The sequence below is a fragment of the Aureimonas sp. AU4 genome (assembly GCF_001463765.1).
GTDB lineage: Bacteria > Pseudomonadota > Alphaproteobacteria > Rhizobiales > Rhizobiaceae > Aureimonas.
In genome coordinates, this window is record NZ_BBWK01000038.1 from 1 (window position 1) to 12,262 (window position 12,262).

Consider the following 12,262-nt stretch of genomic DNA (forward strand, 5'->3'; position numbering starts at 1 on the left):
GGCGCCAGTTCCACCGCGACCCCGCCGAGACGAAGGCTGCGGGCGCTCGCCTCGTCGAGCGCGCAGGCCGAGACCGTGAGCGAGAAGCGCGTGCGCCGCCGCGTCGCCTCCAGCGCCTCCATCGCGCGCTCTATGAGCGATGCGTCGCCATGGCCGAGGTCGAGAACGACGCTCGCCTCCATCAGGTCGGCGCGGCGGACGCGGACGGCCGGCAGCGTCGTGTTCGGGCGCGGCTCGACCTCGGCCGCCACGTCGCGGGCGGCGAGCATCAGCCGCGCGGCTTCCGCCAGGCGATCGGCGGCGCCCGGGCCGAAGGGCGGCAGCGCGAAGCCGAAGCCCGGCACGTGCCGGTGGCCGCTGCGGCCGAGCGGGGCGCTGCTTGCGGGCGCGAGGAACAGGGCGTCGAGGCTCGGCGCGCCCCTTTCCAACGCCCGGAGGGCGCTCGCGCGGCGCAGGGCGAAGGCATTGCCCGCCGAGCCCTGTTCCAGCATCCGCTCGGCGTCCGGCGCGGTGAGGGCAAGGGGCGCCAAGCTTGCGTCCGCGAGCGTCACGAGCGCGTCGCCATAGGCCAGCGCTGCGTCCGGTTCAGCCAGAAGGGCCGCCGCAAGGCGCTCCGCACCGCCCGGCCGCGCGAGCGTTCCCGCGCGCATGACGAGAAGGATCTCGCAGTCCGCCCCTTCGTCGCGCAGGAAGTGGAGGAGGTCGCCCGGCTCGAAGCGCCCGTCGCGCTCGGGCAGGACGGCGCCGATCCAGTCCGCCCGGGGCAGGAGAGGGGGCGCGGACAAGGAATCTTCCGCCCCGTCCTCGCCGACCACGGCGACCGCGATCCGCACGTCCGCCGGGAGTTCGGGCACGGGCGGGGGAAACCGCGCCTCCCAGCGGTCGATCTCGCCGAGCGGCACGCAGCGCGGGAACCATCGGTCGAAGCGCTCGGCGCGCGGCCGCTCGCCCTCGGTCCCGGCCTGCCGGTCCAGAAGGGCGGCGAGCCCATCGGGATGGGCGAGAAGGGCGAGCGGACCGCCCGGCAGTTCGCGGCCCGCGACCCAGATTTCCACCTCGTGCAGCCGGCCGTCGGCCCATTCTTCGGGCAGGCGCAGCCGGAAGCCCGGCTCGGCGCGCAGCTCCTCGCCGCGCCGGACCGTCCGCCAGCGGTCGGCGCGCGTGGTCGCCACCACCTCGTCGTCGATCCGCGCCTCGACGCGCGCGGGAAAGGCGGCGGCCTCGCGCGCGACCCAGCCCTCCAGGTCGAGCCCGCCCAGCCACCGCGCCTCACCCCACCGCCGGTCCGGAGCGGTGAAGGCTTTGCCCTCGTGGAGGCGGATCGGCGAGCCCGGCAGCGCCGCCCCGTTGGCAAAGCGCACATCGGCGACGGCGACATGGGGCAGCTGCGCGGCGTCCAGCGCGAAGACGAAGCCGTGGCAGCCGTCGCCCACCGCCGGCCCGTCCGGCCCGGCCGAGCCGAGCGAGGGCACGAAGAGGTCGGCCCGCGCGATCGCGCTCGGCACGCCGTCGAGAAGCAGCTCCACGACGAAGCGTCGCTCGGGGTCGAGCGGATCGGCCGCAAATCCCTCGATCAGGAACTCGCCCGTCCGAGCGACGCCGAGGCGAAGGTCTCCGGCCAGGCTCAGCTCGGGATCGGGCGCGGCGCCGGCCCTGCGCCTACGGCGCGAGGCGACCAGCGAACCAATCGACGACGGCGCGGACGATGTCGGGTTCACCATGGCTCCTCGGCAGAAGAAGGGAGGGGGCGGACGGGGTCTCGGCTCCCTCGCTCCAATCGAGCCGTGCCGTGGGCAGCGCGGTTTCGGCGGCGAGGCGGTCGAACAGGGCGAGCGAGGGGTCGGCGGGCGGCAGGATAAGGGCGCGGGCCCCGCTTTCGCGCAGGCGCGCCTCGAACCTGTCCGGGGGAACCGTGCCCTGGGCATCGATCCCGGCGCGGATCAGGGCGAGATCGTCGAGGCCCGGCCCGAAGGTCGTGCAGCGCGCTGAGGGCCCGAGCCGCGCGCGCAGCGCCGCCTGGAGCCGGAGGGCAAACGCATGGGAGCGCGGCGCGGGGACGCCGAGGAGGAGCGCGAGGACGGGCGGCGATCCGCTTGTCCCCGCCGTGCGCCGACGCGCGTCGGGCAGGTCCGCCTCGATCCGCGCCGCATCCGCGCTTCCCGCCAGACGCTGCCGGAGCGCGGCGAGCGTCGCGCGGTCGCAGGCCGCGACGGCCAGCCAACGGTCGCCGAGACACTCGCGCCAGCGCTCGAAGCTGTCCAAAAGAGAGGATGCCTCGAGATCGCGGCCGGCCAGGTCGCCGGCCAGGAGCGTGATGGCGCCTGGCACCGCCAAGATCGTCTCCGCCAGCGGCTCGGGCGGCGGGCCGCCCGCCAGTTCCAGGCGCTCGGGATCAAGCCGGCGCAGCCAGTCGCGCAGCAGCGCCGCCTCGGCGGGAAGGTCGAAGGCGAGGGATTGCGGGGCGGTGGCGCCCGCACCGCGAAGTTCGGCCCGAAGCGACGGGCCGACGCGGCGCCAGCGCAGGAGGACCGCGACCCGCCCCGCCGCCTCATGGCGCAGGAGCCGCTCGGCGGCGAGCGCGCTTCCCGTCGGCGCCACGACGAGGATCGGATAGCCGGCGGGCACCGCCTCACGCTCGACGGCGGCGCGGGCGGGGGCCAGCGGATCGGCGCGGCGAAAGGCGGCCGACTCATCGCGCAGACCCGGGAAGCGCCGCCGCAAGCGCCGCAGGTTGCGCGCCACGAGCGCCGCCTTCTCGGTGCCGAAGGATCGCGAGCCGTGATGGGGAACGAGGAGGCTCGCGGCCGCGACGTTGCGGAAGCCCGCCGCGCGCAGGCGCAGCGTCAGCTCGGCATCCTCGAAATAGCCGCGCTCATAGACGGCCGAGAAGCCGCCCGCGGCCTGAAGGGCGTCGTGGCGCAGATAAAGGGCGAAGCCGATGCCGTTCGGCAGATCGACCGGCGAACCCGCTGCCCGTTGCGCCGCCTCGTCGAGCCGTCGCGCCTCGCCGGGTGCGGGAAAGGGCGCCGCCATCCCCAGGCGCGGCACGCTGGTCCACTCGCCGTTGTTGGAGAGCGGCGTCGCGCTTCCGATGTCGGGCGCGGCGTAGACGGCCTCGCGCAGGCGCTCCAGCGCGCCGCGCGGCAGGATCGCGTCGCTGTTGAGGATCAGCGCGTCGCGTGCCTCGATCCCCTCCAGGCCAAGCGCCACGGCTCCCGTGAAGCCGAGATTGACCGCGTTGCGTCGCAGCTCGATCAGCCCGCGCCCGGCCAGGGCGTCGACGAGGTCGCGCAGGGCCTCGCTCGGGGACGCGTCGTCCACCACGACGATCTCGGTGCCGGGCAGGCGCCGCGCTTCGCGGATCGCAGCGCAGAGCGCGTCCGCCGCGCTGTCGGGATCGCCGAAGACCGGCACGACGATGCGCACGGGGCGAGGCTCCGGCACCGCCTGGGGGGCGCAGGGCGCGGGAAGCGCCGGGCCGTCCCGGCTGCGCGCCGCGAGGGGGCCCGCGTCGAGCACGGTCGCGCCGCGCCGGATCTCGAAGCCGGCCACGGGGCGCCCGATGCGCAACGCAAGGAAGGCCACCGCGCCGCCGGCCGGTGCGAAGGTCGGGCCGCGCTCGACATGGAGCGCGTGGTGAATCTCCTCACCCTCCGGATGGAGCAGCACGAGGCGGGACGCCGGCTCGCCGCGCCAGGCCACCCAACCCGAAAGCTGCCCATCGCGAAGCTCGAGCCGCGTGGCCGCCTCCGCGCCGGCGGCGAACAGGGCGCCGAGCGCCGAAAGGCGCGCATCGTCCGGCGCGACGGGGCTGGCGAGAAGGCGGCGGGCCGCCTCGCGGCGCTCCGGCGCTCCGCGCGCGAGGCGCAGGGCCGCAAGGCAGACGGCGGGATCGATCGGATCGGCGCCCAGCGCGCCGCCCAGCGCCTCGGCCACTTCGTCCTCGCGGCCCGAAAGGTTCGCGGCAAGGGCTGCGAGGGCACGCTCGGCGGGGGCGGCCGGCGGCGACACCTGGAGCCGACGGTCGAGGAGGCGGACCGCCGCTTCCGGCCGGCTCTCGCGCAGAAGGCGCGAGGCGTTGCGGATCAGCGCCTCGCCCTGGCGCGCGGGGTCGGCCAGCATCGGGTCGGCGTGCAGCAGTTCGGTCCAATCCATCGCGCCGCTTCGAACGCCCGCTTCTCGAGAGCCGCGCGCGAGGGCCGCGCGGAAGCTCGATCCATGGCATAGGCGGCTGGCCGGGGCCTGACCGCGTGCGGTCCGTCTTCACGCTTTGCTTGCCCTGTCCGGAGCTTCCGCTTGCGGGCGAGGGAGAGGCGACGCACGCTCCGTCCCCAGACCTTTCGCGCCAGACGCCACGAGTCCGTCATGAGCCTTCCCGACGAAGACGATGCCTCGAACGAGACCGACGGTTCCGGCGGCGAGGGGCGTGACCGGTCCGGTTCGTCCTCCTCGTCCTCCGCATCCGGCGCCGGTTCGGCGGCGGCCACGGTCGCCCTGTCGGGCAGCATCGCGGCGGGCGCCGCGACGCCCGCCGCCTCCGCCGCGACCGCGAGATCGGGCGGCGATGCGCGCTCCGGCGCAACCGATGCCCGAACGGGCGAGGCGACGGGCACGACCGCGGGCGAGGGCGGTTCGCAGGCGGCCGGCGGCGAAGCGGCACCGGGCGCGGCGAATGCGGGCTCGCCCGGCGCACAGGGTGCGTCCGGCGCAAGGTCTGGCGCGGCGCATGGGGCGGGCGGGACCGGAATGGGCGGGGCCGCACCTGCGGGCGGCGCGATGCCGGGCGGCAGCGCGATGCTTTCGTCGTCCGGCGGAGCCTCGGCTGCGGGTGGCGGCGCGGCCGCGGGGGCGCCTCGCGCTGCCGAGGGCGGAGGCGCGAGAGCCGAAGGCCCGGGCGCCGCCGGCGAGGGCGGCTCGGCGGAGGCCGCCGGGGACGACAATGCCGGGTCCGCCGGCGAAGCTTCGAGCGGCGGCGGCGAAGGAGGCGGGGCGGCCTCCTCGTCCGGCGGCTCGTCCTCGGCCTCTTCGTCGTCGGCGAGCGCCACGAGCGACGCCATGGCCGGCGCCACGGGCTCCGGCGAGGGCACAACGGGTTCGAGCTCCGCGACCTCGTCGTCGGTACCGCTCGGCGGGAGCGGCGCGAGTGCGGGCGGCACGGGCGGCGCGCCCGGCGTAGGCGCGTCTTCGGCAGGCGGCCTCGGTGCCACGCCGGCCGGCGGCCCCGTCGCGATCGACGTCGCGGGGCCGGTCTGCTTTCGGCCGGGCACGCGGATCGCGACGCCCGAGGGCGAGCGCGCGGTGGAGGACCTGCGGCCCGGAGATCTCGTCGCGACCGTGGACGGCACGGACGAAGCGGTGCGATGGATCGGGCGCCAGACGCTGGACGTGTCCCGGATCGATCCCCTGCGAGCCCGGCCGATCCGCATTCGCGCGGGCGCGATGGGCGACGGTCTGCCGAAGCGCGACCTTCTTGTCTCCCCCGACCATGCGATCGGCCTCGACGGGGTGCTCGTCCACGCCGGCGCGCTGGTGGACGGGATCGCGGTCCTGCGCGAGCCGATCACGGGTCCCGAGATCCTGTATCTCCACGTCGAGCTCGACCGCCATGCGCTGCTCCTCGCCGAGGGACTTCCGGCCGAGAGCTTCGTGGACAACCTGCAGGACCTGCCCTTCGACAATGCCGCCGAGCGCGAGGGGGCGGCTTTCGCGCCGGTCGCCGAGATGGCGCTGCCGCGTGCCAAATCGCGTCGGCAGGTTCCGCTCGCCACGCGCCGACGCCTGGACGCGCTGGTCCGCGCCCTGTTTCCGGATGAATGGCCCGGCCGCGCCGCCTGAGCGCTCAGCGCCGCGCGCGCCTGCGGCCGCCGAAGGCCGTGCGGCTCCAGTGGCGCTCGCTCGCCTTGTAGGCGGCCAGGCAATGGATCGCGACGTGGTTGAGGAAGTCCGGGCGATCCAGGACGAGAAGGTCCGCGTCTCCCGCCGCACAGGCGGCCGCCGCGACGCGCGTCAGGAGGCCCGGCCCGGTGGACAGCCACAGGATGTCGCCGTCGCCCCGATTCACCGCCGCGACGGCCTGTGCAAGCGCGTGCGCGAGGATCGAATGCCCGGGCCGGGCCGCCAGCCAGTTGTTGCCGAGCGAGCCGAGATCTTCCTGATACGTGACGAGGCCCGCGCCCCGCCCGAGGAGCGGCGCGATGCCCCGGCGACAGCGGTCGTCGGCATCCGCCCAGACGCCGCCCTCGCGGGCGAGAAGCGCGAGGCGGAAGATGTCGGCCCGCATGGCGGGCTCCCGCGCGCGGTCGAAGGCTTGTCCGACCTCCGGCGCGGCGTGCGCCGCGATGAAGCGCCGCGCCGTGGCGTCGCTCCAGAGCCGGTGCTCGAAGCCGGGGTTCCGGCGCCGCCAGCTCTCCATGTAGGCCGCGACGTCCGCCGGGGGATCGGCGTCGGTCCAGAACTGGTGGATGATGCGCGGCACGCCTCCGTCGCCGGGCCCGACCCTCGCCCGCAGGGCGCCGGAGCGGCGCGCCTCGACGAAGCGCAGGATGGCGGGGGCCGTGCTGTCGGGGAAGTCGCGCACCGCGGCGTCGATCGCGGCGAGGCGCTCGTCTTCCGGCCGAACGAGCGCCGCGCGCAGGGCCGCCAGCGCCTCCCCGTCGAGGCGGAACTCGTCGAGAAGCTGCCCGTAATGGCTCTGGGAGGGGTTGGCCGACTGGCCGCGCAGCGCGTTGGCGCCCGCTTCCAGCACGGCGAGATCGGCGAGGACCTGGGCGGTGCGGTCCGTGTCGAGCGCGAGCAGGGCGGCATGGGCCAACCGGTTGCGCACCCAGCCGTCGGCGGGAAGCAGGCGCACCGCCGCCTCGCCCTCGCGGATCGCCCGCTCGAAATCCCAGCGCGCGGCGGCGAGCTGCGCGGCCACGAAGTGACGGCGGCCGCGCTCCGCGAGCGTCGCCTCGGGCAGAAGCGGCATCAGCGCCTCGGCCTCGGCGAGGCGTCCGGCGTCCACCGCCGCGAGCGCGGCCTGGACCGGGAGGAGCGCGTGACCGGGAAAGCGGCGACGGGCCGCCCGCAGCCGTGCCGCCGCGCGCTCGGGCCGCCCGCACTGCCGCTCGATCTCGGCCTGCGCGATCTCGGTCTCCGCACGAGGGCCGAAGCGGCGGCGGATCGCGGCGAAGCCCTCGCTCGCCTCGGATGGGCGGCCTGCGAGGGCCGAAAGGCGGGCTTGCGCGATCTGCGGCCAGATCCGCCCGCGATCGAGGGCCACGGCCCGCTCCAGGAAAGCCGCCGCCACTGCGAGATCGTCGCGCGAGAGGGCGTGGCGGGCGCGCGTCTCGGCAAAGGCCGGATGATCGGAACAGGCGGCCTCGCCGTCCTCAAGGAGTTCGAGGGCCTGTCCGTCCCGCCCGAGGCGAAGCGCCTCCTCGCTCGCTTCGATCCACGCCTCGGCTAGACGCGGCCAGCGCCGCGCCGCCGCCTCGAAGGCCGGAAGCGCTGTCGGCCCGCCGCCCTTCGCGCGCAGGACATGGGCCCGGCCCAGCGCGGCCTCCGGCGCGCGCGGCGAGCCTTCGGGAACGGTGGCGAGAAGGGCAAGGGCCTCGTCGAAGGCGCCGCGCTCGCGCAGCCGCGCGGCGAACGCCACCGCGAACCATCCCTCCGCAGGCTCGGCCTCGATCGCCTCCCGCCAGAGCCGGTCGGCCGCAACCCGATCGCCGCGCGCTTCCGCCAGCTGCGCCCGGCCCGCGAGCGCCCAGCCGAAGCCGGGGCGCGCTCGAATAGCCGCGGCATAGGCTTCGTCGGCTCGCGCGGCCTCGCCGGTTTCGCGCAGGAGATCGCCGAGGCACAGGAGCGCGCGCGGATGGCCCGGCGTGCCCGCCAAGGCTGCTTCCAGCCGCGCCTCAGCCGCCTCGATCCCGCGCGAGCGGCGCTCCAAGAGGGCGAGTTCCACCAACGCCTCGGGAGGAGCGTCGTCGCGCTCGGAAAGCTGACCGTAGAGCCGCTCGGCCTCCGCCGGCCGCCCGGCCTCGCGCAACGTGGCGGCGAGGTCCATTCCCGCCTGCGTCGGCCCCTTGCCTTGCGCAAAGGCCGCGCGGCCGTGGGCCAGCGCGAGGTCGAGGTCGCCGGCGCCGCGCGCCGCGCGGGCGAGGAGCTGGAGCGCGCGCGCCTCGCCGGGACGGCGCACGAGGTGTCGTGCGGCCAGCGTCTCGGCCTGCGCGCGCTCGCCCTCGCGCAGAAGCGCATCGGCGAGATCGAGGACGTGGGTCGAGGGATCGAGCGCGGCGGCCCGCCGCCAGTGCGCGATCTCGCCCGGCGCGTCGCCCTCGCTTCGGGCGATGCGCGCGAGAAGGCGCGGCGCGCCCGCAAAGCCGGGATGGCGCTCGCAGAGCTTTGCGAGCCGTTCGCGGGCCTCGTCGGTCCGTCCGAGCTCCAGAAGCGTCTCGGCGAGGTCCAGTTCGAACCAGGGATCGGCGGGCAGGAGGTCGGCGGCCACGCGAAAGGCCGCGAGCGCCGCCTCGCCGTCGCCCCGCGCGCGGGCCGCGCGGCCGAGCTCGCGCACGGCGTGGGGCAGGGGCGTGCCCGCCGCGAGCCCGCGCAGCGCCGCCTCGGCCTCGTCCGCGCGGCCGAGAGCGCGTAGCTCGGTCGCCGCGTCCTGCCGGCTCCAGAGATCCTGCGGCGCGCGCGCCGTCGCCGCCCGGAAATGCCCGAGCGCCTCTTCGTGACGGCCCTCCCGCCGCGCCACGAGGCCGAGCGTCCGGTGCGCCGGGGGGAAGTCGGCGGCTTCGCGCAGAAGCGCCTCGGCCTCCTCGCGCGCCTCGCCGGTGCGGCCGAGCGCGAGGAGTTCCAGCGCCCCGTCGTTGCGGCTCAAGGGGTCTCCCGCCTCGCGAAACAGCGCCAGCGCGGTCGCGCGGTCGCCGCTTGCGTGGGCCGCCAGGGCTTCCGCGCGCCTGTCGCGATTTCCGGCGGGCTCGGGCAGGGCGGACATGGCGGCTCGGGTCTGGCGGGGCTCGCCCATCATGGCGCAACAAAGGTTAAGCGCGCGCCAAGGCCGGACAGGCCATGAGCCTGCCGCCGGTCAGGACGACAGAACGGTGTCGCGGAACTGGAGGTGCTCGATGCCCGTCAGCGAGGCCGAGTAGCCGTCGTCGAAGGAGACGAAGGTGGACAGGCCGGAATGGCTGACCTGGGCGCTCGTGTGGTCGCGGTCCTGGAACCACGCCGTGTCGTCGCCCGCGCCGCCGTCCAGCGTGTCGTGGCCCGTGCCGTGCGCGAGGATCGCGAAATGATCCGAGCCGTCGCCGCCGATCACGCTGTCGGACGCGCCGTAGAGAAGGAAGCTGTCGTCGCCCGCCCCGCCGTCCATCGTCGAGTGGCCTGCGGTCGAGGCGGTGAGATGGTCGTCGCCGGCCCCCGTCGCCACATGGGCGCCCGGGGCGTCGTGCAGCATGATCGTGTCGTTGCCCGCGCCGCCGAGGATCGTGGCGAAGCGTCCGACGCTGTCGACATGCAGGGCCTGCGCCGAGGCCGAGCCGTCGATCGAGGCGCCGTCGCCCGCGGAATGCACGGTGTCGCCGTCGGCATGGACCTGCGCGGAATGGCCCGAGGCGTAGATCGTGGCATGGCCGCCGTAGATCGTGTCCTGCGCGCCGCCCGAGCGGATCGTGTCGCCTCCTTGCGCCCCGGCGTGGATCTGCGTTCCCCCGCTCGCCCCGCCGACGAGCAGCGAAGCGCCGGTCTCGCTGCCCCAGAGCGTGTCGGAGCCCGAGCCCCCGGCCAAAGTGTCGCCCGCGCCGAAGGCGTAGAGGGAATGACTTCCGCCCGCCGTGCCGCCCGACAGGCTGTCGGTGCCGGCCCCGCCCCAGACCGTCGCGTTTCCCGCGCCCGCCTCGATCGCGTTTCCGTCGTTGCTCGCATGGACGTTGACGTCGCCCGTGCCCTCGATGCGCGCCGAGCCCGGACCGGCGAGGATCACCGCGACCGGCTCGTCGCCCACCGAGACGACGCCCGTCTCGCTGCCGGACGGGATCGCCACCACCGCCGCGTCGCCGGGCTTGGCGGAGACGCCGGACGGATCGGTCTGCACCGAGACGGCGTGGCTGCCGCCCAGCCCCAGGTCGGCCAGCACGCTGTTGATGTGCTCGCTCGCCTCGGGCGACAGCGACCCCAGGCTCGCGGCCTCCGACGCGGTATAGATCTCAGCCATTCACGGCCCCGGACAAGCCGTGGCCGCGGGCCGGATGCCGGTCGTGGGGCGATGGCTCGCTCAGGCGGCCTCCCGCTCCGGCTGGGGCCGGCGGAAGATGCGCAGGCGGCTCGGCTGGCGAACCGGGGGCATGGCGGCCGGAAGCGCGGTCGGCTCGGCGGCCCGGGCGAAGTCAAGCCGCACGCCGACGAGCGGGTCGAGCGGCGTGGGGCCGAGAAGCTCGATCTCGCGGCCGCGCCGCGTGACGAGCGAGGAACCGAGAAAGGCGCCGTCCGCGCGAAGGGCGAGGCCCGGGGCCGCCGCCTGCGTCAGGCGCGCGCGAAGGCCGATCAGCGGCAGCGCCTTGCCGCGCGTGCCGGCGTAGGCGCCGGCCGGCGTCCAGTTCGACCAGCCCGCGCCGCGTCCCGCCACCGCCACCTGATACTCGATCGGCAGATCGCCGCCCACGCCCCGCATCTCCAGACCCTCGATCCGGCCCGGCGCGTCGGGGCCACAGATCCAGTGGCCGCGCGGCGCGGCGAGATCGCCGCGCAGGGAGACGTGGGCGCGAAGCAGGAACTCGACGCCGCCCTCGGTCAGGTCGGGTCGCAGCCGGGGCGCGGGCTCGGGCTCGGCTTGCGTGCCCATGCGCGTGAGTTCCAGCGTCGCGGCCGGCGCGCCGGCCGAGCCGACGGCGCGCAGCACCACCTCGATCGTGCCCGCCCGGTCGGCCGAGATCACGAGAACGCGCCCCGGCGCGCCGAGGACGCCGGACGGCTCGCCAGGCGCGGAAACGAGGCTGACGCCCTCCGACGCCGCCACAACCTCCGCGACCGGCGCCTCGCCGACCGAGCCCGGATCGGCGCGATAGGTCAGCGAGGACAGGCCCCGCTCCACTCTCAAGGTCGCACGTCGCTCGGTCGCGTCCACGCCCGCAGGTCTCCCCATTTCGTCTCATGCAGAAGAAACGAGGCTGGGGACATCTTCAAGTTTATGGAAGATGTCGATGGAGACGAGGAAAACGGCAGCTTAAGCGCGGCGCGAGGTTGAATGAAATTGTCAAAGATAACGGATCGTTTTCCGATCAGCTTCGCGCCGACTTACGTCTGCGCGGCGATCCGTCCGTCGTCCTGATAGATCGCACCGCATAGTTACAGATGTGTAAGATATCGGGCGTAATCTTGATGCAAACGTCGTCCGAGAGGTTTGTGGAAGATGATCCGCGGAAGCATCGAGCTCGCCACCCCCGACACGATCCAGGGTTGGATCCACACCTCGGACGGGCGCATCCGCGAGCACACGCTTCTCGCCTTCCAGGGCGAGCAATGCGTGGGCGCCGGCAAGGTGACCCTGTTTCGCGGCGACCTCGCCGATGCCGGCATCGGCGACGGCCATCTCGGCTTCAGCTTTCCGATCTCGGTCTTGCCCGAGCGCGTCGGCCAGGTGGTCCTGAAGCTGGAAGGGAGCGACGCGATGCTGCTCCAGACCGGCGCGCGCGTCGCCGGCGAGACGGCGGGCGCTGCCGGCCTGCCGCGCGCCGAGGTGCGGGCGCGGCTCGCCGCCCTCAAATGGGCGCTCAAGCACGGCCGCATCGGGCAGGGCGACTTCGACTTCCTGCGCATCCTCTGGTCCTTCGGCGTCTACGAGCGCGGCCTCCTGCGCCGCAACGCCGGCGAGGAGACGGTGGTGGCCGAGAAGAGCGGCGTGATCGCCGCCGCCCTTCTCGAATCCTATGCCGGCGCCGACGTGCGCCTGTCGTCGCGCACGGTGCGCTCGCCGGCCGAGTTCGGAGCCGTGCTCGCCGAGATCGCGGCCGGTCCCGCCCTCAAGGTCGTGGCGCTTCACACCGAAACGCGCGCCGCGCTGCGCGTGGCCGAAGGCACGCATGTCGAGGACGTCGCGGACGCGCCCTTCACCGACTATCCGCTGACCCCCGACCATCTCCTGATCCTCGACGCGCGGGCCAAGGCGGACCTCCAGATGACGGCCGGAGCGACGGTCGAGATCCTGTCGGCCGAGCCCGCCCTGTCCTGATCGTCCGCGGTCCCGCGCCCCGCGCCGGGGCACGCTTCTCCCGCACGCCGAACC

At 75.1% G+C, this 12,262-nt stretch carries 7 protein-coding genes; 2 read left to right on the forward strand and 5 right to left on the reverse strand.

What is annotated here, in order from left to right; translation table 11 throughout:
• Nucleotides 1-1,718: hypothetical protein (locus AUL35_RS11545; RefSeq protein ID WP_202814275.1), on the reverse strand; the 1,718-nt coding region annotated here is incomplete at its 3' end.
• Entirely contained in the window at nt 1,660-4,155 is a 2,496-nt protein-coding gene (locus AUL35_RS11550; protein WP_062014927.1) for a glycosyltransferase, read from the reverse strand. The genes AUL35_RS11545 and AUL35_RS11550, both read right to left, overlap by 59 nt.
• A 210-nt stretch (nt 4,156-4,365) precedes the next feature.
• On the opposite strand from AUL35_RS11550, the gene AUL35_RS11555 reads away from it, so the two are divergent.
• The gene (locus AUL35_RS11555; RefSeq protein WP_062014929.1) at nt 4,366-5,835 is read left to right on the forward strand and encodes a Hint domain-containing protein; all 1,470 of its coding nucleotides are present in this window, start codon (nt 4,366-4,368) and stop codon (nt 5,833-5,835) included.
• Between the two features lie 4 nt (nt 5,836-5,839).
• Here the strand turns inward: AUL35_RS11555 and AUL35_RS11560 are convergent, their stop codons facing one another.
• The 3 genes from AUL35_RS11560 to AUL35_RS11570 all read right to left on the reverse strand — a co-directional run bounded on the left by AUL35_RS11560 (nt 5,840) and on the right by AUL35_RS11570 (nt 11,104).
• The gene (locus tag AUL35_RS11560; RefSeq protein WP_062014930.1) at nt 5,840-8,977 is read right to left on the reverse strand and encodes a tetratricopeptide repeat protein; all 3,138 of its coding nucleotides are present in this window, start codon (nt 8,975-8,977) and stop codon (nt 5,840-5,842) included.
• A 90-nt stretch (nt 8,978-9,067) separates the two neighbouring features.
• Nucleotides 9,068-10,195, reverse strand: coding sequence for a calcium-binding protein (locus tag AUL35_RS11565; RefSeq protein WP_062014932.1), 1,128 nt, complete (start codon nt 10,193-10,195; stop codon nt 9,068-9,070).
• Nucleotides 10,196-10,255: 60 nt separating this feature from the next.
• Nucleotides 10,256-11,104 (reverse strand): hypothetical protein, encoded by an 849-nt coding sequence (locus AUL35_RS11570; protein ID WP_156417955.1) that lies wholly within the window; start codon nt 11,102-11,104, stop codon nt 10,256-10,258.
• 285 nt (nt 11,105-11,389) lie between these two features.
• On the opposite strand from AUL35_RS11570, the gene AUL35_RS11575 reads away from it, so the two are divergent.
• Nucleotides 11,390-12,208, forward strand: coding sequence for a hypothetical protein (locus tag AUL35_RS11575; RefSeq protein ID WP_156417956.1), 819 nt, complete (start codon nt 11,390-11,392; stop codon nt 12,206-12,208).
• Nucleotides 12,209-12,262: the final 54 nt, after the last annotated feature.